This window comes from Pseudomonas sp. G1002 (assembly GCF_013385455.1).
In the GTDB taxonomy this organism is placed as follows: domain Bacteria; phylum Pseudomonadota; class Gammaproteobacteria; order Pseudomonadales; family Pseudomonadaceae; genus Aquipseudomonas.
The window spans coordinates 50,828-72,494 of record NZ_JACAPY010000040.1 but is presented as its reverse complement, the minus strand read 5'-3'; the positions used below and the strand labels follow the sequence as shown (position 1 = coordinate 72,494).

Genomic DNA, 21,667 nt, shown 5'->3' with positions numbered 1-21,667 from the left:
CTCGGTGTGCCCTCACTCCGGCTTTGGACCGTGGGCCGCCGTCATGGGCCATCCTTGGCCCAGGACGGCTAACCCGGCGTCCTGCCGGGTTACCCACGCTCCAAAGCCTGCGTTCGGCCAGCGTGGTTTAACGGGGCGCTGATAGATCAAAAGCAACGTCAAAAGCAGGGCAACAGCAAGATCAAAAGCAGTTGGATTTAGTGCGTATCCACCAGCCCCAATTCCCGCGCTTGCGCAATCGGATCGCTGATGGCTTTGATGCGGTTGGCTTCCGTGATCAGGCGTGCTTGCTCAGCCGCCGGTATATCGTCCAGCGGCAAGCTGGCCACCCGTTGTTCGTAACCCGCCAATACCAGCACCAGCAGCTCATTACGCTGATGCCGTGGCAACGCGCGGGGCGATTGGGTGACGGGGGCGATGGTGTCCAAGGCCTGCTGCGCCTGGCCGCCAAGGGCGTAGGCCAGGGCCAGGTTGCAGCGGCTGTCGAGGTCGTCGGGTTGCAGGCCCAGGCTTTTGGCGAACGCGGTTTGTGCCGCGACGGCCTGGCCGTTCAACACCTGGGCAATGCCCAGTCGGGTGTAGGCGACCGGCGACTGGCTGGCCTCGGCGGCCTGGCCCAGGGCGGTCACGGCGCGTTGGCTTTTGCCAAGGCGCAGTTGCGCGGTGCCCAGTCCCAGCAGGGCGTCGGCGTTGTGGGCTTGAAGGCCGAGGGCCTGTTGGAAGGCGCGCTCGGCACCGACCGCGTCGTTGCCGTCGAGCCGTGCCTGGCCGAGTTTGAGCCACAAGTCGATGCTTGCGCCCGGTTGCTGGGCCGCACGTTCGTACAGCGCCGCCGCGCTGGCGTAGTCGCCGCGTTTGTTCAGGTCGTCGGCCAGCTTCAGCGAGCGGTCGGAATCGCTCGGCGCAGTATTGGAACAGGCAGCCAGCAACAGGCTGCCGGCAAGCAAAAAGTGTTTGGTCATCGTCACAACTCGTTGGGCGAAGGCGGACGTCATGTAAGCATATTTTCCATGGCGCTCCTATGTCTGTCGGTGCTGTTGGGTGCCTCGATCGCCCACGCCGACGAAGAGCCCGAATGGTTCGCCAAACCCTACGCCTATGTGCTGGTGGACCAGGACGTGCGCGCCGCCCTCGAAGAGTTCGGCCACAACCTCGATATCCCGCTGGTGCTCTCCGACAAGGTCCGCGGCAAGGCCCGCAGCACCGTGCGTGCAGCCACCGCCGGGGAGTTTTTGCAGACGCTGTGCAGCACCAATGGCCTGACCTGGTATTTCGACGGCAACCTGCTGTACCTCAATGCCAGCGATGAAATCACCACCAGGCTGTTCAAGGCCAACGCCCTGAACCTGGATCAGTTGCAGGCCTATCTGAACAACCTCGATGTGTTCGGCCAGCAGTTATCGATGCGTAACGGCCCCGAGGGCGATGAAGTCTTCGTCTCCGGGCCGCCGCCGTACCTGGCGCTGGTCCAGCAGCATGTGGATCACCTGCAGCCCAAGGCCGCCGCGCCTGTTGTGGCGCGCGAGCACGGCGTGCGGGTGTTTCGCGGCGCCCAGGTGAGCACTGAAACCCCTTGATTCACCCCAACCCCAGTAAAGGAGCATGACCATGTCCGTAACCGCCGTAGACAGCAACCTCGCCCCCGGTGGCGCCAGCCCTGAAGCCAAGTTCAACGCCGCGGTGGACAACGCCAAGAGCGCCGATAAACCGGAGATGACCGACGCCGAATTCACCGATGCCCTGATCACTCAGGCAGTCACCATCGGCGGCCAATTCATCATCATGCCCAAGGCCCAGGAAATGCTGAATGACGCCATGTCCGATGACGACGAAGAGTAGGGCGCACCCATGACCATCAGTCTCGCTGCCAGCGCCACGGCCTTGCCGCCGTCCGCCGGCGCGGGGCCCGCCGGGGCCTCGCAGAATCTGTTCGAGCACATGGCCAATACGGCCAAGGGCATGCCCGAGGGCGCCAGCCCCCATCAGATCGGCTCGGGGCTGATGGAGCGCCTGAACAGTTTTATCGACCGCTCCCGGACCTTTTCCGAGCGCGCCGATTTGCTCACCAATAACCCCTCGGCGCCGCCGCAAGTGGCCGCTGCGGATATCCGCACCTCGGGTGCCTCGCCCACCGCAGAACCGGGCAAGAAAGTTGCCGAGCAGCAGGTCGACCAGATCGTCCATTCACTGGGCAAGATGTTCGACTACTCCATCGAAACCCAGATGGTGGTGCGCGGTGCGACGCAGATTTCCGGTTCCGCCAACACGCTGCTCAAGGGTCAATAACGCCATGCCAAGCCCGAATCGTGCCCTGCGCCTGCTGCTGATCGGCGTGCTCGCCAGCCTCTTGCAGGCCTGCGACATGGACCTCTACACCAACCTCAGCGAGCGCGACGCCAACGCCATGGTCGCGGTGCTGCTGCGCGACGGCATCCCGGCGACGCGCAAGGTGCAGGACAACGGCCAGTTGAAAGTGGTGGTCGACGAACAGCGCTTCGCCGAGGCCATGACCCTGCTGGACAACGCCGGCCTGCCGCAGCAGAGCTTTTCCAACATGGGCGAGGTGTTCAAGGGCAATGGCCTGGTGTCGTCGCCGGTGCAGGAGCGGGCGCAGATGATCTATGCCTTGAGCGAAGAACTGTCCCACTCGGTGTCGCAGATCGACGGCATCGTCTCGGCGCGGGTGCACGTGGTGCTGCCGGACAATGACCTGCTCAAACGGGTGATTTCGCCGTCGTCGGCCTCGGTGCTGGTGCGCTACGACCCGGGCACCGACATCAACACGCTGATTCCGCAGATCAAGACCCTGGTTGCCAACGGCATTTCCGGCCTGAGCTATGACGGTGTGTCGGTGACCGCGATCAAGGCCGCGGTGTCCATCAGCCAGAACCCGGCGCAACCGCGACTCGCGCGTTTCATGGGCCTGTGGCTGTTGGAAGACAACCTCAACCAGGCGCGGTTGCTGTTCGGTGGCTTGCTGCTGCTCGCCCTCGGCGCGGGTGGTGTGTTGGCCCGCCAGCAATGGGCGCGGCGCCAGTCCCAGGCGTTGTATGTGCTCAAGGAGGGTGAATGAGCCTGGTTGAGCGTTGGCAGGGGCTGATCGCCCAGCCGTTGCAGTTTGTGCGCGAGCAAAGCCTTGGCGAGTGTTTTGGCGAAGGCCTGCCGGTCGAGGTGCTGCAAGCCCTGCATGGGCAGCCGCGTTTTCGCTCGCGGCTGGAGCAACTGCTGGCCAGCCATTATCAGCTGGCGCCGCTGGCGCATCTGGTCACGCCGCCCGCCGCTGATTTGCCGGTGCTGCTGCTGAGCCCGGCGCAATTTGCGCGTCTGCCCAGGCTGTGTGGTGCGATCTGGCATGGCTCGACCCTGAGCCGGGAGATCCGCCGCGAAGTGGTCAATGAATTGCGCGAGGGCCTTGGCCAGGAAGCCTTTGCCCTGGCCCTCGCGCACCGGCAGTTGGGCGGCGCGGCCGACCTGCTGCGCGAGCCCGCCGAGTTGATCGACGCCATCGACCGCGATGGCCTCACCTGTGTCGCCGCCTGGCTGCAAGCCCAGCCTGCCGAGTTGCAAGGCTGGCTGCCCCTGCGGTTTGTCGCACCCAAGGGCTACAGCGGGCGCTTGCCCCGCGACCTGGAGATCGTCCAGACCGTCGCCGCCCGGTTACTCGCCGAGGAGCTTGCCCATGAGTGAATTACCCAGCCGTCCGGCCGCGCGGATTTTGCGCGCCGATGAAGCGGCGTTATGGACCGATGGCTTTGCCTTTGTGCAAGCCGCCAGGGCGCACGCCGAGCAGATCAAGGCCGACAGCGACCAATGGCTGCACACCGCCCGCGCCGAGGGTTTTGAAAGTGCGCGCCGCGAAGGTGCCGAACAGGTTGCACAGTTGCTGCTGGAAACCCAGGCCCAAGTCCAGCATTACCTGGCCGGGCTTGAGGCGTCGCTAGCGGACCTGGCCCTGGGCATCGTGCGTGAAGTACTCGGCGAACTGGATGACACCGACCGCGTGGTGCGTTGTACACGCCAGGCCCTGAGCGCGTTTCGCCAGGGCCAGGCCTTGACGTTGTGGGTGCCGCCCGCCGACGTGAATGCCCTGCGCCCACAGTTGCTCAAGGACGGCATCGCCGTGGAGGCCGATGCGCAACTGGGCGCCGGCCAGGCCCGCCTGAGCAGCCCGGGGGGTTCGGTTGAGCTGGGGCTGGAGGCGCAACTGCAAAGCCTGCGCCGCAGCCTGTTGCCCTTTGCCGAAGAGGGCGTCGCATGAACCTCGATCAACTGCTGCCGCGCCTGACCGAGCGGCTGTCCCAGGCCCGCTTGCGTCCGATGCAGGGCACGGTGCTGAGCATTCGCGGGGTGTTGCTGCGGGCCAGCGTGGCGGGCGCGAGCATCGGTGAGCTGTGCCACCTGCGCGACCCGGTCAGTGGCCGCAGCCTCAGCGCCGAAGTGATCGGTTTTGATGGCGACGAAGCGATCCTGTCGCCCATCGGTTCCATGGAAGGCCTGTCGACCCGCACGCAAATCACTGCCACCGGCGAAAGCCTGGGTGTGGCCGTGGGCGATGCGCAATTGGGGCGAGTGATCAGCCCCATGGGCGAGTTTCTCGACGGTGACGGTGTACCGCCAACCCTGAACCTGCAGACCTACCCCTTGCATGCCGAGCCACCGGCCCCGTTCTCCCGGCAATTGATCGTGCGCTCCATGGCGTTGGGCATCCGCTCCATCGACGGCTTGCTGACCCTCGCCCAGGGCCAGCGCATGGGCATCTTCGGCGAGCCCGGTGTGGGCAAATCCTCCTTGTTGGCGAGCATCATCCGCAACAGCGAGGCCGATGTGATTGTCATCGGTTTGATCGGCGAGCGGGGCAGGGAAGTGCGCGAACTGCTGGACGTGCAACTGGACGCCACGGCCCGCGCACGCACCGTTGCTGTCGTCGCCACCTCCGACCGCCCGGCCGCCGAGCGGGTGCGCGCGGCATTTGTCGCCACCACCCTGGCCGAGTACCACCGCGACCAGGGCCGCAATGTACTGCTGTTGATGGACAGCCTCACGCGGTTCGCCCGCGCCCAGCGCGAAATCGGCCTGGCCGTGGGTGAACCGCCGACCCGCCGCGGTTATCCGCCGTCGTTTTTTGCCACCTTGCCCAAGTTGCTCGAGCGCGCCGGCCCGGGCCCTGCCGGCAGCATCACCGCGCTGTACACCGTGCTCACCGAAGGCGACGCCGCCAGCGATCCGGTGGCGGAGGAAGCGCGTTCGATCCTCGACGGGCATATCGCCCTCAGCGCCGAACTGGCGCAGCGCAACTATTTCCCGGCGGTGGACGTGCTGCGCAGCCGCAGCCGCTTGATGGAGCAGGTCGCCGGTGACGAACACAAGCGCCTGGCGATGCGCATCCGTGAATTGATGGCGCGCTACGGCGAGATCGAAATGCTGATCCGCGTCGGCGAGTACTCCGCCGGCAGCGACCCCCTGGCCGACGAAGCGATCACCCGCCATGGGGCAATCGAAGCCTTCCTGCGCCAGAACGCCGACGAACCCAGCAGCCCCGAACACACCTTGATCCGCATGCGCCAGGTGCTGGCATGAGCCCGAAAGCGCAGCAAGCTCCAGTGTGGGAGCTGTCGAGCTTCAGCGAGGCTGCGATGGCGTCAGCACAGCCAACATCAATGTTGCCTGACCCACCGCTATCGCAGCCTCGCCGGGGCTCGACAGCTCCCACATTCGATCTTCATGCACTCAGTGAGTGCGCTGTTGGTATGACGATGGAGAAAAGAACCGATGAAGACTGAACAACTGCGCACCCTGCAAACCCTGCGGGTGCTGCGCGAACAGCGGGCGGCGAGCCAGTTGGCGGCGCAACAGCAACGCTGCGCGCAAACCCGCGGCGCCTTGACCGACGCCAAGGAACACCTGCGCCTGCACCGTGAGGCCGTTGCCCATGAAGCCGGCGAGATTTACGCCTCGCTGACCGAAGGCCTGTCGGTGGCCAGTTGGCAGGCCGCCCAGGATCGCCTGCGGGGCTTGGCCGACGATGAGCAGGTGCTTGAAGGCGACGTCAGCCACGTGTCCAGTACCCTGCAAACCCAGGAGCGCGAGCGTGAGCTGTTTCGCCAGGAGCGCCTGAGCCGCCAGCGCCAGTCCGATGCCTGGCAAAGCCTGCTGGACGGGCGTGAAAGCAGCGAACGGGTGGCCGGCGAGCTACGTGAAGAACAAGGACTCGGCACATGATCGTGGCCCTTGCCGACCCGTTGGCGCCCTGGCTTGAGCACTACGACCCGGCACTGCTCACGCTGCATAACCAATTGCACCGCCGGCGGCATGCGTGGCAGGGCCGCTGCGCCGGGCAGGATCTGAGCGTCGCCTGGGCCGCCGATCCCCAGCCGCTGAAAACACCCCGGGATGTGTTGCTGTTGCTCGGCCAGTCACCGGTGCGCTTGCGACTCTCGGCTGCCGCCCTGGAACAAGTACTGGTGCCGCTGGCGTTGCAGTTCGATGCGCAAGTGCTGCCGGTATTACCGCGTTCGCTGCTGCTGGAACTGGCCGTGCTTGACCTGATCGAGCGCCTAGAACCGTTGCTCGGCCACCCCGTGCAACTGCTCGAAACCAGTGACGACCTGCGGCCTTATGCAGTGCATCTGGCACTGACATTGACCTTCGGCAACAACCCGCCAATGGCCGCCCAACTGGACTTGAGTGAAAGCGCTGCAGTGCTGGTGGGCCAGTTGCTGGACCAGCACGGCCAGATCGACGCCGACCCGTTGCCGGCGTTGCGCCACACGCTGTCAGTAGTGGCCGGGCGGCAATGGTTGAGCCTCGGCGAGCTGCGCAGCCTGCAGCCCGGCGATGTGCTGATGCTCGAACCTGGCAGCGGCTGGCTGCTGGACCTTGAGGGCCGCCTGCAAGCCCGCTGCCAGCGCGACGGCTCGTCGCTGCAGGTGCAGGAACCTCTGAACACGCCCCTTTTGGACATGGAGAACACAATGACTGACGTCGATGCCGCCGCGGCCCTGGACGATTTGCCCCTCAAGCTGGTGTGCCAGGTCGGCAGCCTGGAACTGACCCTGGCGCAACTGCGGGAACTGGGGGCGGGCAGCCTGCTGCAACTGAATACGCCGACCGTGGATGGCGTCGACCTGATGGTCAACGGCCGTCGCGTCGGCCAGGGCCAACTGGTGAAAATCGGTGACGGCCTGGGCGTGCGCCTGCTGAGTTTCGCCACCCCATGACCGGTTATCAGCCGAACCTGATCGAGATCATCCTGGTGGTTGCCACCATCGGGTTGATCCCGTTGGCGGTGGTGACCCTCACCGGCTTCATGAAAATCTCGGTGGTGCTGTTCCTGATCCGCAACGCCCTGGGCGTGCAGCAGACGCCGCCGAACCTGGTGCTGTACGGCATCGCGCTGATTCTCTCGGTGTACGTCACCACGCCGTTGATTGGCGACATGTACCGCCAGGTAGAGGGCCGCGACCTGAATATCGAGCACGTCGAGCAACTCAAGGACCTCGGCGACGCCCTGCGCCCGCCGCTACAGGCGCACCTGGCACGGTTTGCCAACGAGTCCGAGCGCGGCTTTTTTGTGCAGGCCACCGAGACCATCTGGTCGCCGGAAGCCCGTGCCGACCTGCGGGATGACGACCTGGTGGTGCTGATCCCGGCGTTTGTCAGTTCGGAGCTGACCCGGGCCTTCGAGATCGGGTTCCTGCTGTACATCCCGTTCCTGGTGGTGGACTTGCTGGTGTCCAACGTGCTGATGGCGATGGGCATGTCGATGGTCTCGCCGAACCTGATTTCGATCCCGCTGAAAATCTTCCTGTTCGTGTCATTGAGCGGCTGGTCGCGCCTGATGCACGGTTTGATTCTGAGTTACGGCTGAGGCACGACCCATGGGCCAGGACGTTTTCCTGTCATTGATGAAACAGGCACTGATGACCGTGCTGATGCTCTCCGCGCCTGCGCTGGGGGTGGCGATCATCGTGGGTTTGAGCGTGGGCCTGTTCCAGGCGCTGACCCAGATCCAGGACCAGACCCTGCCCCAGGTGGTGAAGCTGGTGGCGGTATTGTTGACTATCGTGTTTCTCGGCCCGGTGCTGGCCGGGCAAGTGGCGGAACTCGGCAGCCAGGTGCTGGACAATTTTCCCTTGTGGACGCGCTGACCGCCCATGGATGCCAGCCTTACCGCACAGTTTCTCGAAGTCGCCTACCCGGTGATCAGCTCGGCCTCGCTGGCGGCCTGCCGGGCCATGGGCGTGGTGGTGATCACCCCGGCGTTCAACCGCCTCGGGCTCACCGGAATGATTCGCGGCTGCGTGGCCGTGGCGATTTCGATCCCGATGTTCATGCCGGTGTTCGACGCCATGACCTCGATGCCCAACCACGGCAGCCTGTTTATCGCCGGGTTGCTGATCAAGGAATTCCTGATCGGCATCCTGATCGGCCTGTTGTTCGGCATTCCGTTCTGGGCGGCGGAAGTGGCGGGGGAGTTGATCGACCTGCAGCGCGGTTCGACCATGGCGCAACTGGTGGACCCGTTGTCCACCGGGGAGTCGAGTGTGATGTCCACCTTGCTGACGGTGATGTTGATCACGCTGTTCTTCATGTCCGGCGGTTTTATCCTGATGGTCGACGGTTATTACCACAGCTACCAGCTGTGGCCGGTGACCGCGTTTACCCCGGTGTTTGCCAGCTCGGCGTTGCTGGCGGTGCTGTCGATTCTCGACCAGATCATGCGCGTCGGAGTGCTGATGGTGTCGCCGCTGATCATCTCGCTGCTGGTCACTGATTTGATGCTGGCGTACCTGTCGCGGATGGCGCCGAACCTGCATATTTTCGACCTGTCGTTACCGGTGAAAAACCTGTTTTTCTCGATCCTGATGGTGATCTATATCGGCTTCCTGATTCCGTTGATGCTGGACCAGTTGGCGGAATTTCGCGGCACGGTGGAGCTGCTGAAAACCCTCGCGGGCATGGAGTAGCGCATGGGCGATACCAGCGAAGAGAAGTCCCAGCCGGCCACGGATAAAAAACTCAAGGACGCGCGAAAGAAAGGCCAGGTCGCCAAGAGCCAGGACTTGGTCTCGGGCATGGTCATCCTGTTCTGCACCCTGTGCATTTCCATCCTCGCGCCCCGGGCCCAGGCCCAGGTCACGGCGCTGATCGACCTGACTGCGCAGATCTACATCGAACCCTTCGCCACGGTTTGGCCACGGGTGCTGGACCATGCCGAGCAACTGGTGATCGGCATTACCCTGCCGGTGATGGCGGTGACCACCGGGGTGGTGATCCTGACCAATATCATCACCATGCGCGGCTTTGTGTTTTCCGTGGAGCCAATCAAGCCGGAGTTCAAGCGTATCAACCCGGCGGAAGGCTTCAAGAAGCTGTTTGCCCTGCGCAACTTTGTGGAGTTCATCAAGGGCCTGATCAAGGTGCATGTGCTGGCTGTGGCGTTCTACGTGGTGGGGCGGCATGCGTTGCAGGCGTTGATGGAGTCGTCGCGGTGTGGCGCGGGGTGTATCGAGTCGACGTTTTTCCTGGTGCTCAAGCCGCTGGTGTTTACCGTACTCGCGGCCTTCATCCTGGTGGGCGGGGTGGATGTGTTGATGCAACGCTGGCTGTTCGGCCGCGACATGAAAATGACCCGCAGCGAGACCAAGCGCGAGCGCAAGGACATTGACGGCGACCCGTTGATCAAGAGCGAACGGCGACGCCAGCGCCAGGAGATGCAGGCGCTGGCCACCAAGCTGGGGTTGGGTCGGGCGTCGATGATGATCGGCACCACCGATGGCTGGGTGATAGGCGTGCGTTATGTGCGTGGTGAAACGCCGGTGCCGGTGGTGGTGTGCCGCGCTTCGCCGGAGGAAGCGTTGGGGATGTTGCAGGAGGCGTTTGACTTAGGGATACCGCAAGCGCCGGACAAGGGCTTGGCGGAAGCGATTGCGCGCAAGACGGTGCCGGGGGATCCGGTGCCGGATGCTTCGTTCCAGGCGGTGGCGGACTGGTTGGTGGCGGCGCGGTTGATCTGACGATCTTGAGCCGAACACCGATCAAAATGTGGGAGCGGGCTTGCTCGCGAAGGCGGTGTGTCAGTCAACATTTTCAGTGACTGACACACCGCCTTCGCGAGCAAGCCCGCTCCCACATGGGTTCTGCCGGGTGTCAGGAAGTTCAGTTATGGCTTGTCCACATCATGGTACTCACCCCCATACCCATCCCCCACCCGCCAGATAATGTCGTGGTTCTCATTGGTCCATTCCGACGGTTTCAGCGAGTACTTGTAGTCCTCTGAGTTACGGTTATTCCCGTCCCCGATAAAGTCCGGGTGGTCCCGCCGATGGTCGCCCCCGCGGATACTCGACCGCGCATCCCACTCTTCCTTGCGGAAATCAAAAATGCTCTGGTCCTGCGGTGCATCCCGCTGGCCCCAGTCGGACAGGTAGGTCTGCAACCACACGTACGCTTCATCCCCGTTGGGCTTGAGCAGCCCGTCCTGCTTGAAGTCCTGGATCTGGTCCCAGTTCTGCATCGAGATCTTATGCAGCTTGTGGGACTGCACCGTGCTCAAGATCGCCCCGACAAACGACAACGCGCCGGAGATCAAGAAACCCACCGGCCCCAGGAACGGAATGATCCGCCCGGTCACCCCCAGCGTGCCCAGCACGCCGCCGGCCGCGCCCACCAGGCTGCTGACACCACCGGCCATCGACAGTGAACCCGAGGCGATTTTCACCGGGTCTTTCTCGCGCACACCATCACGCAAGGTAAACGCCGCCTGCACCACACTGATCACGCCGCCTGCCACGTCGGTGGCCATGCCGATCACCTTGATCGCGCTGCTGGCGAACTTCGCGCCAAAACCGGCCCCGGCCACGCCGCCGCGGCTGGCAATGCCTTTTTCAATGCCTTCCTGGATCTTCGCCGCACCTTCGTCGCTCCAGCCGCCGCTGTTGAGGGCCTTGCCCACGTCCTTGCCGTCGTCCATGGCCTGGTCGACGATCTCGAAATACTTCTTCTGCACCGCCTCGGCGTCCTTGGGCAGCGCGTGGTAACCCTCGCCGGGCTTGGCCCACAGGTCGGGCAGGGAACGGTCGAAGCCCATCAGCTTGTAGGCGTTGGTGCCGCGCAACTTGTCGTAGACCTTCAAGCCCAGCGTGGCGAAGTGCGAGCCGGTGCCAAGGAAGCCAAGGAAGTCGTTGGCGATGCCCAGGCGTTTCATCGGCGTATCCGCCAGCTTGCCGCCTTGTCCGGCGAGTTGGTAGACGATACGGCCCATGCCGATCGCGCCGCCCACTGAGCCGAGTACGCCGTTGTCCTTGAGGAAGTTGAGGTTCTTCACGAACGAACTGCGGTTCTCTTCGCTGAGGCCCGGCATGATCTCCTTGCTCACGGCCTTGTCGATGTCGCTGAAGCTGATCACGCCGTTTTTCTGCCAGGTGTCGCCGAGGGAAATCATCGCCTTGCCGAAATCGGCGGCGGCGTTTTTGTCCTTGAGCAGTTGGTCGACGAACTTCGAATACACACCCAGCGCCTGGCGCGGCAGGCCGTCGGCACTGCCCTTGAGCATCGACAGGATTGCCATGGTGTTGTCGGTGGTGGCCAGGGCGGTGTTGTCGTCGGAGATCTTGGTGGGATCGTCCATCAGCTTTTCAACGGCATCGGTGTAGCCGTCGATCTGCAGGTTTTGCAGGAAGTTGTCGGCCTTGGCCGGGTCGATATCGGCCAGGGCGGTGTAGGCGGTCTGGATTTCCTGGGTGGCCAGTTCGGTCTTGCCGCTGTCCTGCAGGGACTTGATGTACTGGGTGAAGTTCTCCGAGGAGGTGCTGTCGATCAGGCGCTGCCTGGTCTCATCGACCTTCGCCTGGCCGCCGTCGACCTTGCCCAGGGCTGCGTCGTGGTTGGCCTTGATGTCGTGCTGGATGGTCGAGTCGCCGAGCAGGTCGTTGATGGTCTGGTCGATGGCCTTGGTGTCGAAGATGTTGTCGCGTACATCCCGCGAGGTCACGTCGATGGGCGTGGTGGCGATGCCCTGGTTGCCGAAGCCGTGCTCGGGAATGATCGACATGCCGTTGTCGGCCATGCTCCTGGCTTCCACCGCCCGCAGGAACTTGGCGCGCGGGTCGTCCTTGCCGATGCTGCCGTCCTTGACCCCGGCGCGGTAGCTGTCCACCAGGGTCTTCATCGACAGGTCCTGCACCGACAGCGGGTTGCCGCTGTCATCTTTCTCGGTGGTGGTCAGGTTGTCGACGGAGACGTCCTTGAGGGGCGGCAGGCCGTTGTCGGTGCGCAGCTTGTCGACGTCGGTGGTTTGCGCGGCGATGTCGCTGCGGTAGCTGGAAATCTGCTCGAACAGCTGTGGATTGCTGTCTTGCGACACCACGATTTTCTCTTCGCTGCCCCCCGGCTTGTGCTGGGTGAAGGCGATCAGGCCCGGGCCATAATCACCGGCGCCGCCGACGCTCATGATGTCTTCGGTGGAGGCCAGGTAAGCGTCCGGGGCGGCGAGGGTGTAGCCGTCGCCCTTGGCCTTTTCGATGCCGGCCAGGGTTTGGCCCTTGCTGGTGTAGGCGGCGAAGGCTTCGGGGGTGATGTCCTTGGACACCACCAGCAGTTTACCGTCGGCCTGGTTGACCACCAGGATGCCGTCCATGGGCGCGTCGACCTTGCTGATGTCGCCCAGCTTCAGGCTGGCCTCGTCCTTGCGCAGCAGTTCCTGGCCGGGCAGGGACTGGGCGTTCTTGATGTAGTCGAAGGCCTGCGAGCCTTCGCTGGCGTGCACGGCGTGGAGGAAGTTGTAGAAGGTGCCGCCCGCGTTGGGGTTGGGGTTGCTGAGGTCGGCGCCGGGCTGCGGCAGGTCGGCTTCGGACTTGCTGATCGCGTACTTGTGGCCCTGGTGTTCGAACAGGATCACTCCGGCGCTGCTGTCTTCGGACACCACTTTCAACTGGCTGAAATCGAGGTCGCCCGGCAGGCTGGTGACTTCTTCATAACCTTTGGATTTGCCGTCATTGAGGGCTTCCTTGGTCACCCCGGCCTGGGTGTAGGTGCTGAACGCCTGGGGCGTGAGCAATTCGGAAATGACCAGAGTCTTGCCGTTTTCAAGGCTGACCTTGAGGATGCCGTCTTCAGCCTTGCCCACGGATTTGATGTTGGCCAGGCGCACGCCGTCGCCGTCTTCGCGCAGCAGTTGCTGGTCGGGGTTCTTCAGGCTTTCGACGATGGCCTTGCCGGCCGGGGTGCCCTGGGTTTCGGCCAGGGTCTGGAGGAAGGTGTACAGCGGGGTACCTTCGTCGGGCCCGCCCTGGTTGACCGGGGCTACGGCATGGCCGAAGCGCAGGTTCTTCAATACGTCGAAGCCGTCCTGGGCGTTGGCCGCACCCTCGGCGCTGATCTTGTATTTGGCGCCGTCCTGTTCGAAGTAGATCACCCCGGCGTCCTTGTCTTCGGAAATGACCTTGAGCTTGTCGATGTCGAGTTTGGCCGGGAGGGCGGTGACTTCCTTGTAGTCCTCGGGCTTGACGGTTTTGTCGCCCGGCCCGGTGCTGGCAAGGATTTTGGCTTTGTTCAGGACGGCGTCGAAAACCCGCTCGGGAGCGTTGGGTTGATCGACGCGGGGCGACGCGGATTTTTCGGGGCGGGTGATCATCGGTTCAGTCCATGTGAGGGGCGCACGAGGACTCGATAGTAGGGGCTGCAAGCGAGTGAAAACGGGTTCGTTGGCAACAAGTCACAAGCTTTCACAGGTGTGAAATTCACGTCCCGGGGTAGCGCGTCTCCATCACGACGGACAATGCATCCGGACGCCAGAATTCCTGGTCGAACTCCACCGGCTGGTCATCCTCGCCGAAGTTCAAGCGTTCCAGATACACGCTGGTGGAACCGGTGGACAATTGCAGCAACTCGGCCTGTTCTTCATTCACCGTGCCAATGTGCATCTCCAGCTCACACCGCGACAGCACCCGGGAAAACCGCTCCCGCAGCAGTTGGGTCAGCGAGGTATTCAGGTCAGCCTCCAGCAGCCCAGGGCACCAGCTGGCCAGCAGCGCGTTGAACTCCAGCAACACCGGCCGTCGGTCGATCCAGCGCCGCCGTTGCAGGAAAAACATCGGCTCATCCGCCGACGCGAGGCCCATCCGCCTGGCCAGCCAGTCGCCCGCGGGGCGCAGCTCTGCGTGCAGGCATTCGGTGCGCGGCGTACGGCCTTGGGCACTTACGTAATCCATGAAGCCGCTGATGCGCGTCGGGTCATAGCGGATGCGCCGGGGGCTGACAAACCAGCCGCGACGGTTTTCCCGGTACACCAGGCCTTCGGCTTCCAGCTGCTGCAAGGCCTGGCGCAAGGTGACCCGGGTGCAGCCGAAGCGCTCGATCATCTCCCGTTCGGACGGGAATTTCTCATCCGCCTGCGGCACACCCGCCGCGATATCGTGGGCGATCTGTTCGCGAATGCGCTGGTAGTGCGGTGAAATCGGGTCGAAAGGCATCCTGGGGTTCCGTGTGCAGGCCTGGCGTGGGCGTGACTCTACCGTTCCTGTTGGCGCAGGTCACGCTGCCACGACACCAACCCATACGCCGCCAACACCACAAACCCGGCATACAACGCGGCGGTAAGCTGCAGGTCCTTGTACACAAACAGCCCCACGTAGACCGTATCCAGCACGATCCACAGCCACCAGCTCACCACATACTTGCGCGCCGCCCACAGGCTGGCCACCAGGCTGAAAGCGGTGAGCAGCGAGTCCAGCCACGGCAGTGCGGCATCGGTGAAGTGGTGCATGGCGGCGCCCAGCAGCAGCGCACCGATCACCCCGGCGAGCAGGTGCCGCCATGCTTCCTGGACCGGCAGCCGTTCCACCCGCACCTTGCCCGCGTCGATGCGCCCGGTGCTCCAGCGCCACCAGCCGTAGCCCTGCAACACAGCGAAGACCAGTTGCAGGAGCATGTCGGAATACAGCTTCACGTCGAAGAAGATCCAGCCGTACAGCAACACCGCGACCACGCTGACCGGCCAGCACCAGCGCACCCGTCGGGCGGTGAGCCACACCCCGGCGATATTGAAGATCACAGCGACTATTTCCAGCGGCGTCATACGGTCCCCTCAGGGTCAGTTTTGCAGGTGCAGCGCTTGTTGCTTGAGCTGGCGCTTGCGTTCAAAGGGCAGTTTTTCCTGGTCGCCATACGGCGCGCTGTACCAGTTGCCGTAAGTCGGGTTGGGCAGCACGAACCAGCGCTGGCCGAGCCAGCCCAGGTAGGGTTCGGCGGCCTTGCGCTGGGCGTCCAGGGTGTTGTGTTCGGCCTGCACGAAATCCCCCAGGGAATCACCCGCCAGGATCAGCACGCGGGCGTGTTGGGCGACCCATTGGCGTCGGCAGTTCTTGCCGTAGCCGGCGTGTTCGCAGCCGCCAATGGGCGTGCCGGCAGCCAGTACCTGCTGCTCGCTGTCCACCGGAAAGCCCCGCAGGCGCAGGTTGTTGACGGTGGCCTGGACCTGGCTTTGCTCGCGGTTGGTGATGTAGTACACCGTGATGCCTTTGTGTTTGGCGGCCTGCAGGAACGTCACGGCGCCCGGCAGCGCCTGGGCCTTGGCCTGGTCGACCCAGGTGTTCCAGCGGTCGTAGGAGTAGACCTGGTTGTTGACGACGTCCCGGGCATTCAGCGGGATGTTGTCGAGCACGGTCTCGTCGATGTCGACGATCACCGCTGGCGGCAGCCCGGCCAGATTGCGCGGTGGCAAGGGCAGGGCGTCCCAGTCCGGGGTCTTGAGGGCCACGTCCAGTTGGCGAGTGGCGTTGGCGAACACCTGGCGGTAGATCAGCTCGTGCTCGATGGAGGTCTGGGTCCACAGCACCGCATCCAGCTGGTCGTTGGCGGGCGGTTGCTGCTGGCAGCCGACGAGGGCGGTGGAGAGCAGGCACACACTGGCAAAAATCAGATTACGCATGAACAGTCAGCCTCAAAAATTGACGGTGGCGGATAACCGCGCGGTGCGTGGCGCGCCCAGGAACAGGTAGCCATCGCCCGCCGATTCACCCACATCGCGCCAGTAGCGTTTGTCGAACAGGTTGTCGACGGTCAGGCGCAGCACAGTATCGTAATCACCGACTTTGGTGCTGTAGCGTCCGCCGACATCGAACACCGCATAGTCGTCGACCTTCACGCTGGCCTCGCGGTTCGCGTACTTGCTGCCGCTGTATTGCACGCCGCCGAGCAGGGCCAGGCCCTTGATCCCGGGAATGCTGTAGTCGCCGTGCAGGCTGGCGCGCAGCTTGGGTACGTTGATCGCCTGGTGGCCGTCGTAGTCGTCGGTGCCGCTGCCGCTCACCCGGGCGCGAATCGCCGCCACGCTGGCGGACACTTGCAGGTTGTCGGTCACCCGACCATTGGCCGAAAGCTCCAGGCCGACGTTCTTCTGCTGGCCCTGCTGTACGAAGGTGATGCTGCCGTCATCGCTGGGCCGGTTGTATTGCAGGTCCTGGGTGATCTGGAACAGCGCGGCGGTCAGGCTCAGGCGCTGGAAGTCACGCTTGATCCCCACTTCCAGCTGGCGCGAGGTGGTCGGCGGCAATACCTCATCGGCGTTGCTGCTGAACCATGCCGCGGTGCCGCCCAGGGACAGGCCCTTGCTGTAGCTGGCGTACAGGGTGGTGTCCGGGCGCGGCTTGTAGATCAGCGCCACCTGGGGCAGGAATACGCTGCGCTGGGTATGGCGGGTGGTGTCGCCGGCCTGGTCGTAGGTTTCTTCGTCGAGGCGCACCTGGCGCCCGCCGAGAATGGTTTGCCACTGCTCGTTGAAGCTGATGCGGTCGCTGGCGAACAGCCCGTATTGGCGGCTGTCCAGGCGCCGATAGGTATGGCCCAGCGGCCCCTCGTAGGGGTCAAGCACCGGCGGCTTTTCGTAGATATTGCCCTCGCCGATGTATTCGTTGACTGATTCACGCCGGTCCACCAGGCGGCGCAAGGCAGTGGTGCCGAAGGTCAGGTCATGCTTGAGAAAACCGGTGTCGAACTGGCCGTTGAGGGCGGCCTGGGCTTCTTCGTTGCTGCGGGTGTCGTCGGGGCTGCGGTAGTCCGAGATGTCGTAGTCACCCTCGGCGCTGAAGTGGTTGGGCACTGCGGTGTTGGCGCAACTGGCGGCGCCGTAGCAACCCCAGGCGAAGGTGCTGTAGTCGTCGATCACCACGCGGCTGCGGGAGGCGCTGAAGCTGGCTTTCCAGGCCTCGTTGAAGCGGTATTCGAACAGGCCGTCGAGGTTCAGCGACTTGATGCCCACCGGGTTCGACCAGCTCTGGTAGCCCAGCAGATCCCGTGGCGACACGTTGTGGGGCACGGTGGTGCCGCCGAGCAATTGGTATCCGGGCACCGAGCGTTGCTCGCGGTTCTGGTATTCGGCGTTCAGTTGCAGCAGGGCGTTGGGGCTGATGTTCCAGTCGAGGGCCAGGGAGGCAAAATCCCGCTGGCCGTCGGCGTGGTCGACGTAGGAACGGATGTCTTCGTGGGCCAGGTTGACCCGCACCCCCACCTGCTGCTCGGCACCGAGCCAGCCGCCGACGTCGGTGGCCAGGTAGCGCTCGCCGTGTTCGTTGGTGGAGACAGTCACCGAGCGCACGTTCTCCGGGCGCTTGCTTACGTAGTTGATCAAGCCGCCGGGTTCGGACACGCCGCTTTGCAGCCCGGACAAGCCCTTGAGCACTTCCACTTGCTGCTTGTTTTCCAGTGCGACGTTCTGTTCGCCGGTGATGGTGCGACCGTTGATCTTGTAGCTGCTGGCCGGGTTCAACGAGAAACCGCGCACCACGAAATTCTCGTAGTAACCCACCGGCGCATAGCTGTCGCCGACCGAGGCGTCGTTCTTCAATACTTCACTGAGCAGGCGGGCTTGCTGGTCTTTCAGGCGAGCCTCGGTGATCACCGCCACCGAGGCCGGGGTGTCCAGCAGCGTGGCGTTATCGAAGCCGGCGACAGCGGCCTTTTTCGCTTGGTATTCGGTGGCCTGTTCACCGACTACGGTGACGGTGTCCAGGGTCGCGTCCTGGGCGTGGGCGGCCGTGGCGGCGAGGGTGATGCTCAGGGCGAGCAGGGTGTGACGGTACGGTGTTGCCATAAAAGGAGCGCTCCAAGGGCCTACCCGCTGGCGCCTCGCGCTTTATTGGGCGCAAAGGGGCCCAGCGCTGCGCAACGGACGGGTTGCCAGTACGAAATTAAAAAGCCGGGGTCGCCGCAAAGGGCGTCAGGCCGGAGCTGCTCCGGTAGTCATTGGTAAGCGTGCGTCGGCGGCCCATTCCTGCAGCGAGCCGTCGTAGAGTGCGAGGTCCTGGCGACCCAGCAGGGTCAGGGCCAGGGCGTTGGCCGCCGCGGAAATTCCGCCGCCGCAGTACAGAATCAATGGACCGTCGCCGTGCAGCAGCGTGGGTCCGATAGCCACGGCCAGGGCGTCCTTGGGCAGGTAGCGACCCTGTGCATCAAACAGCGTGCGTGCCGGCAGGTTGTGGCTGCCGGGAATGTGCCCGCGCCGGGCGTAGCGGGTGGCTGCGGTGCCGTCGAACAAGGCGCTGCCCAACGCGCAGACGAGTACGCCGGGTGCTTGTCCTGCGGCCACCGCCTCAACGCCTGCGCGGTCGATCCACAGTGGTGCGTAGGTGCTGATCGGCCAGGGTTCGACGACGGGTGTGTTTGCAGGCTGCCGGCTGTGCTGCGGTAACCCCGCCCGTTGCCAGGCGTTGAAACCACCGTCCAGCACGCCGGCGTGAATGCCCAGCCCGCGCAGCATCCACCACAGGCGTGCGGCCCAGAAACCGTCGGCGCGATCGTAGATCACCACGTTGCTGCCGACGCCTGCACCCAGATTCGCCAGTGCCTGAATCAGGGCTTGTGGTGTTGGCAGGGCGAAGCTGTAGCTCGCTTGAACGTCGGCCAGATCGGTCAGCAAGTCGGCATGCCGTGCGCCGGGGATATGTGCGTGCAGCCAACCGGCATGACCGCTGGCGACCCGGTAATCACCGTCAAAACGCGGGGACGGCAGGACGACGGTGGCGTCCAGTATCACCAGCCCGGGCTCCCCGAGGTGGGCATGCAGCCAATCGGTATCGACCAGGATACTCATACGGATTTTCGCCGCAGGTGGTTGAGCAATCGTTGCCCCTGGGCACCGGCAAACCACTGCAGATGGCCCAGCAGGTAGGCGTGATAGGCCACGTCGGCACTGCGGGTGGAACCCACTACGCCTTGGTAGTACGCGATTTCGGACAGGGCAAAATCCACATGCACCAACGGCAGCAGGGCGCTCAGGGTGTGCAGGTCCTGGGCGCTCAATGGCCGGCCCCGGTGATAGCCGGTGAGCAATGCGTCGACGCTGTCGAGGTCCGCTGCTGCCAGGCCACCGCTGTCCAGGTCCAGCCAGGGCACGGCGTTGCGTTCGATGGCGGTCGCCAGGTCGTAGAGGGCGAAGGTGCGGTCGGCGAGGCCGAAGTCCAGCACGCTGGCGACGTTGCCGTCTGCATGCCACAGCAGGTTCGAGGCGTGCCAGTCGTTATGGGTCCAGAGCGCCGGTTGTTGGTGCAGCAAGGGTTGCAGGGGCGCGTGCCAGGGCAACAGCAACTCGGTCAGCCGTGCGTGCCAATCCTTGTCGGCGAGGTACTCGGTCAGCGCGGGGGTGTTGGCGATCGCGGCCAGTGGCGCGGGTTGTTCGATCACCCGGGCGTTGGCCAGCAGCACTTCTGTTTGACGGCGGGGTGCGCTGTAGTGCTCGGCTGCCAGGTGCAATCGAGCCAGCGCCACACCCGCCGCCTGCGCATGTTGAGTGCTTTGGAAGGGCGACCACGACAGCGCATCGCGGTACAGGTCAAGGCCCTCGGCGACATGGTGAATCTCGTAGGTCCATTCACCTTGCGTCGTGGCCGTTGCACCGTGGCGGTTCGGCACCACTGCGGCAACCGGTGCGCCGTGGCGATGCAGGTGGGCGATCAGGCGGTGTTCTTCTTCCAGCCATGCGGCTTGGCGCACGTGTCGGTGATGCCGTTTGACGAACAGGGTGGCGCTGCCGGTATTGATCAGCCCGGCAGCGGAGAACGGTCGCGGGCTGTGCCAATGCAAACTGCGCAGTTGACCCAGTTGCGGGTACTCGTGCAGCAACTGTTGGATATCTGCTTCGTGCAGCGCTGGCCAGTCGGCAGCTACCGGATCAAGCCCCAGGCCATGGGCGGTGCGTTGTGGATTCATGCCGTCGCCCCGGGCAGATAGGCGTTGCTGGTTGCCCCTTGCCACACCTGCGGATTGTCGAGCACCGCGTGCTCGTGCAGCCACTCGGCATAAGGTTTCAGCAGCGCCTGGCGTTGCTCGCCCCAACGACCGTCATGCAGCCAGGTCGGAGCGATTTTGTGCAGGGATGCGCTGAGCAATTCCGCCGGGAAATACGGTGTGGTGTGCTCATAGGCCGCCAGCGCGATGGCTGGCTCTTCGGCCACGGCGAGATAGCCACGGGCGGTGGCCGCGAGGAAATCACGCACCAACCCGGGCTGCTCGGCGAGGGTTTGTTCGTGGGCGCCCAACAGGTAGCTGTGATACGCCGGTGCGCCAATCTGATCCACCGGCAACACCACCCGGCGTTCCGCTTCGATGGGGCTGTGCATCAACGCTTCCCAGGCCCAGTAGCCGCCGAAACTGGCATCGGCGATGCCTTCGGCCAACTGTTCGGGCCGCAACTCACGTACGCCGCTGTCCACCAGGATCACGCCATCAGGGTCGCCACCGTCGTTGCTCACCAGGTGACGCACCATCGCCAAACCCCGTGGCGTGGGGTTGAGCGCCAGGCGCTTGCCCACCAGGTCTCGTGGGCGGCGGATGCCGGAGTCGGTCAGGGTTTGAATCGACTCAAGGCCCGCATGATTGATCGCCGCGATGCCTTGCAGGGCTTGCCCCTGGCCGCGCCGGACCAGCAGGCGGTTGCTGGGGAAAATGCCGAAGTCCGCCGCGCCGGTCAGCAGGTGCTCAAGGGTGTCGCCACGGTAGGGGTCGTGCACCACCAACTCCACATCCAGGCCCAGCTCGGCGTACCAGCCGCGTTCCCGCGCCAGGTACAAACCCGCCGAATTCGGCCAGGGATGAAAGTACTCCAGCATTACCTTTACCGACACCATCGCTTGCTTCTCCAGCCTGCAGTCTTTTGATGGGGGCGATTTATAAGGGAGCAATCTGGTATATACCAATATCGTTTATTGCTATGGATATAACCGGGACCAAAAAAAACCGCGGCCCAAGCCGCGGTTTTTTACTCATCGCCTGGGTCAATCGGCAACGATGGCGTACGTTTCGATTTCGACTTTCTGCCAGGGGCGCAGCATCGAATCCACCTGAATCAGGCTGCTGGCCGGGCGAATGGCGTCGAACACCTCGCTGTGTGCCTTGGCGACGGAGGCGGCATCGTTGATATCCCGCAGGTAGACCACGGTGCGCACTACGTCTTCAGGGCCCATGCCCGCCTCGGCCAACACCTTGTTGACGGTGACGAGAATGGCCTGGGCCTGTTCGTAAGCATTGCTGTGTTCGTAATCGGGTGAGGCGCAGGTGCCGGAGATGTGCAGGTGGTTGCCCACGCGAACGGCGCGGGAATAACCGAACACGTTTTCGTACTGACCGCCCGAGGAAATAGTTTGCCGCGCTGTGGTTTTACTGGTCATGGTGGTTC

General features: G+C 64.0%; 23 protein-coding genes. 13 read left to right on the top strand and 10 right to left on the bottom strand.

Annotation, left to right across the window (positions count from 1 at the left end):
- Positions 1-197: 197 nt before the first annotated feature.
- Positions 198-962 (bottom strand): tetratricopeptide repeat protein, encoded by a 765-nt coding sequence (locus HX801_RS26410; RefSeq protein ID WP_177023009.1) that lies wholly within the window; start codon positions 960-962, stop codon positions 198-200.
- A 48-nt stretch (positions 963-1,010) separates the two neighbouring features.
- Between HX801_RS26410 and HX801_RS26405 the strand changes: the two genes are divergently transcribed.
- The 13 genes from HX801_RS26405 to HX801_RS26345 all read left to right on the top strand — a co-directional run bounded on the left by HX801_RS26405 (position 1,011) and on the right by HX801_RS26345 (position 10,016).
- A complete protein-coding gene (locus HX801_RS26405; RefSeq protein ID WP_102369493.1) occupies positions 1,011-1,577 on the top strand; it encodes a type III secretion protein in 567 nt (188 codons plus the stop codon).
- A gap of 31 nt (positions 1,578-1,608) precedes the next feature.
- Positions 1,609-1,839, top strand: a complete 231-nt coding sequence (locus HX801_RS26400) for a hypothetical protein (protein WP_003208330.1) — start codon at positions 1,609-1,611, stop codon at positions 1,837-1,839.
- A 9-nt stretch (positions 1,840-1,848) separates the two neighbouring features.
- Positions 1,849-2,286 carry a hypothetical protein gene (locus HX801_RS26395; protein ID WP_003208328.1) on the top strand — a complete coding sequence of 146 codons (438 nt, stop codon included), beginning with the start codon at positions 1,849-1,851 and terminating at the stop codon, positions 2,284-2,286.
- Positions 2,287-2,290: 4 nt separating this feature from the next.
- A complete protein-coding gene (gene sctJ / locus HX801_RS26390) occupies positions 2,291-3,073 on the top strand; it encodes a type III secretion system inner membrane ring lipoprotein SctJ (RefSeq protein WP_177009713.1) in 783 nt (260 codons plus the stop codon).
- Positions 3,070-3,687, top strand: coding sequence for a hypothetical protein (locus tag HX801_RS26385; RefSeq protein ID WP_003208324.1), 618 nt, complete (start codon positions 3,070-3,072; stop codon positions 3,685-3,687). Before sctJ ends, HX801_RS26385 begins: the two co-directional genes overlap by 4 nt.
- Positions 3,680-4,258, top strand: a complete 579-nt coding sequence (locus HX801_RS26380; protein ID WP_177023008.1) for a FliH/SctL family protein — start codon at positions 3,680-3,682, stop codon at positions 4,256-4,258. The genes HX801_RS26385 and HX801_RS26380 overlap by 8 nt, the downstream gene beginning before the upstream one ends.
- Positions 4,255-5,577, top strand: coding sequence for a FliI/YscN family ATPase (locus tag HX801_RS26375; RefSeq protein WP_102369491.1), 1,323 nt, complete (start codon positions 4,255-4,257; stop codon positions 5,575-5,577). Before HX801_RS26380 ends, HX801_RS26375 begins: the two co-directional genes overlap by 4 nt.
- A 192-nt stretch (positions 5,578-5,769) precedes the next feature.
- Entirely contained in the window at positions 5,770-6,219 is a 450-nt protein-coding gene (locus HX801_RS26370) for a hypothetical protein (RefSeq protein WP_087694644.1), read from the top strand.
- Entirely contained in the window at positions 6,216-7,217 is a 1,002-nt protein-coding gene (sctQ, locus tag HX801_RS26365) for a type III secretion system cytoplasmic ring protein SctQ (protein WP_177023007.1), read from the top strand. The genes HX801_RS26370 and sctQ overlap by 4 nt, the downstream gene beginning before the upstream one ends.
- Positions 7,214-7,867 (top strand): type III secretion system export apparatus subunit SctR, encoded by a 654-nt coding sequence (sctR, locus tag HX801_RS26360; protein WP_003208316.1) that lies wholly within the window; start codon positions 7,214-7,216, stop codon positions 7,865-7,867. Before sctQ ends, sctR begins: the two co-directional genes overlap by 4 nt.
- 10 nt (positions 7,868-7,877) lie before the next feature.
- Positions 7,878-8,147, top strand: coding sequence for a type III secretion system export apparatus subunit SctS (sctS, locus tag HX801_RS26355; RefSeq protein ID WP_003208314.1), 270 nt, complete (start codon positions 7,878-7,880; stop codon positions 8,145-8,147).
- A 6-nt stretch (positions 8,148-8,153) separates the two neighbouring features.
- The gene (gene sctT, locus HX801_RS26350; protein WP_003208312.1) at positions 8,154-8,966 is read left to right on the top strand and encodes a type III secretion system export apparatus subunit SctT; all 813 of its coding nucleotides are present in this window, start codon (positions 8,154-8,156) and stop codon (positions 8,964-8,966) included.
- Between the two features lie 3 nt (positions 8,967-8,969).
- Positions 8,970-10,016, top strand: coding sequence for an EscU/YscU/HrcU family type III secretion system export apparatus switch protein (locus HX801_RS26345; RefSeq protein WP_003208311.1), 1,047 nt, complete (start codon positions 8,970-8,972; stop codon positions 10,014-10,016).
- Positions 10,017-10,162: 146 nt separating this feature from the next.
- On the opposite strand, the gene HX801_RS26340 is transcribed toward HX801_RS26345, so the two are convergent.
- From HX801_RS26340 to HX801_RS26300, 9 genes are all read right to left on the bottom strand, one after another.
- Positions 10,163-13,633: a hypothetical protein gene (locus HX801_RS26340; RefSeq protein WP_177023006.1), complete on the bottom strand. Its 3,471-nt coding sequence runs from the start codon at positions 13,631-13,633 to the stop codon at positions 10,163-10,165.
- Between the two features lie 106 nt (positions 13,634-13,739).
- Complete coding sequence (locus tag HX801_RS26335; protein WP_177023005.1) at positions 13,740-14,471, bottom strand: UTRA domain-containing protein; 732 nt, start codon at positions 14,469-14,471, stop codon at positions 13,740-13,742.
- A 38-nt stretch (positions 14,472-14,509) separates the two neighbouring features.
- Positions 14,510-15,076 carry a nicotinamide riboside transporter PnuC gene (gene pnuC, locus HX801_RS26330; RefSeq protein WP_102369486.1) on the bottom strand — a complete coding sequence of 189 codons (567 nt, stop codon included), beginning with the start codon at positions 15,074-15,076 and terminating at the stop codon, positions 14,510-14,512.
- 15 nt (positions 15,077-15,091) lie between these two features.
- A complete protein-coding gene (locus HX801_RS26325; protein ID WP_003208300.1) occupies positions 15,092-15,928 on the bottom strand; it encodes a 5'-nucleotidase, lipoprotein e(P4) family in 837 nt (278 codons plus the stop codon).
- A 12-nt stretch (positions 15,929-15,940) separates the two neighbouring features.
- Complete coding sequence (locus HX801_RS26320; RefSeq protein WP_177023004.1) at positions 15,941-18,088, bottom strand: TonB-dependent siderophore receptor; 2,148 nt, start codon at positions 18,086-18,088, stop codon at positions 15,941-15,943.
- A 126-nt stretch (positions 18,089-18,214) separates the two neighbouring features.
- Positions 18,215-19,087 carry a sulfurtransferase gene (locus HX801_RS26315; RefSeq protein ID WP_177023003.1) on the bottom strand — a complete coding sequence of 291 codons (873 nt, stop codon included), beginning with the start codon at positions 19,085-19,087 and terminating at the stop codon, positions 18,215-18,217.
- On the bottom strand, positions 19,084-20,202 hold the full coding sequence (locus HX801_RS26310) for a phosphotransferase (protein ID WP_177023002.1): 1,119 nt from the start codon (positions 20,200-20,202) through the stop codon (positions 19,084-19,086). The genes HX801_RS26315 and HX801_RS26310 overlap by 4 nt, the downstream gene beginning before the upstream one ends.
- Positions 20,199-21,119, bottom strand: coding sequence for an ABC transporter substrate-binding protein (locus HX801_RS26305; RefSeq protein WP_102369481.1), 921 nt, complete (start codon positions 21,117-21,119; stop codon positions 20,199-20,201). The genes HX801_RS26310 and HX801_RS26305 overlap by 4 nt, the downstream gene beginning before the upstream one ends.
- Before the next feature lie 147 nt (positions 21,120-21,266).
- Positions 21,267-21,659, bottom strand: a complete 393-nt coding sequence (locus tag HX801_RS26300) for a Rid family hydrolase (protein ID WP_003208292.1) — start codon at positions 21,657-21,659, stop codon at positions 21,267-21,269.
- Between the last annotated feature and the right edge of the window lie 8 nt (positions 21,660-21,667).

Excerpts from the sequence above, each read along its gene's own strand:
- HX801_RS26410 (WP_177023009.1), bottom strand. The coding sequence starts at position 962 with ATGACCAAACACTTTTTGCTTGCCGGCAGCCTGTTGCTGGCTGCCTGT.
- HX801_RS26405 (WP_102369493.1), top strand. The coding sequence starts at position 1,011 with ATGGCGCTCCTATGTCTGTCGGTGCTGTTGGGTGCCTCGATCGCCCAC.
- HX801_RS26400 (WP_003208330.1), top strand. The coding sequence starts at position 1,609 with ATGTCCGTAACCGCCGTAGACAGCAACCTCGCCCCCGGTGGCGCCAGC.
- HX801_RS26395 (WP_003208328.1), top strand. The coding sequence starts at position 1,849 with ATGACCATCAGTCTCGCTGCCAGCGCCACGGCCTTGCCGCCGTCCGCC.
- sctJ (WP_177009713.1), top strand. The coding sequence starts at position 2,291 with ATGCCAAGCCCGAATCGTGCCCTGCGCCTGCTGCTGATCGGCGTGCTC.
- HX801_RS26385 (WP_003208324.1), top strand. The coding sequence starts at position 3,070 with ATGAGCCTGGTTGAGCGTTGGCAGGGGCTGATCGCCCAGCCGTTGCAG.
- HX801_RS26380 (WP_177023008.1), top strand. The coding sequence starts at position 3,680 with ATGAGTGAATTACCCAGCCGTCCGGCCGCGCGGATTTTGCGCGCCGAT.
- HX801_RS26375 (WP_102369491.1), top strand. The coding sequence starts at position 4,255 with ATGAACCTCGATCAACTGCTGCCGCGCCTGACCGAGCGGCTGTCCCAG.
- HX801_RS26370 (WP_087694644.1), top strand. The coding sequence starts at position 5,770 with ATGAAGACTGAACAACTGCGCACCCTGCAAACCCTGCGGGTGCTGCGC.
- sctQ (WP_177023007.1), top strand. The coding sequence starts at position 6,216 with ATGATCGTGGCCCTTGCCGACCCGTTGGCGCCCTGGCTTGAGCACTAC.
- sctR (WP_003208316.1), top strand. The coding sequence starts at position 7,214 with ATGACCGGTTATCAGCCGAACCTGATCGAGATCATCCTGGTGGTTGCC.
- sctS (WP_003208314.1), top strand. The coding sequence starts at position 7,878 with ATGGGCCAGGACGTTTTCCTGTCATTGATGAAACAGGCACTGATGACC.
- sctT (WP_003208312.1), top strand. The coding sequence starts at position 8,154 with ATGGATGCCAGCCTTACCGCACAGTTTCTCGAAGTCGCCTACCCGGTG.
- HX801_RS26345 (WP_003208311.1), top strand. The coding sequence starts at position 8,970 with ATGGGCGATACCAGCGAAGAGAAGTCCCAGCCGGCCACGGATAAAAAA.
- HX801_RS26340 (WP_177023006.1), bottom strand. The coding sequence starts at position 13,633 with ATGATCACCCGCCCCGAAAAATCCGCGTCGCCCCGCGTCGATCAACCC.
- HX801_RS26335 (WP_177023005.1), bottom strand. The coding sequence starts at position 14,471 with ATGCCTTTCGACCCGATTTCACCGCACTACCAGCGCATTCGCGAACAG.
- pnuC (WP_102369486.1), bottom strand. The coding sequence starts at position 15,076 with ATGACGCCGCTGGAAATAGTCGCTGTGATCTTCAATATCGCCGGGGTG.
- HX801_RS26325 (WP_003208300.1), bottom strand. The coding sequence starts at position 15,928 with ATGCGTAATCTGATTTTTGCCAGTGTGTGCCTGCTCTCCACCGCCCTC.
- HX801_RS26320 (WP_177023004.1), bottom strand. The coding sequence starts at position 18,088 with ATGGCAACACCGTACCGTCACACCCTGCTCGCCCTGAGCATCACCCTC.
- HX801_RS26315 (WP_177023003.1), bottom strand. The coding sequence starts at position 19,087 with ATGAGTATCCTGGTCGATACCGATTGGCTGCATGCCCACCTCGGGGAG.
- HX801_RS26310 (WP_177023002.1), bottom strand. The coding sequence starts at position 20,202 with ATGAATCCACAACGCACCGCCCATGGCCTGGGGCTTGATCCGGTAGCT.
- HX801_RS26305 (WP_102369481.1), bottom strand. The coding sequence starts at position 21,119 with ATGGTGTCGGTAAAGGTAATGCTGGAGTACTTTCATCCCTGGCCGAAT.
- HX801_RS26300 (WP_003208292.1), bottom strand. The coding sequence starts at position 21,659 with ATGACCAGTAAAACCACAGCGCGGCAAACTATTTCCTCGGGCGGTCAG.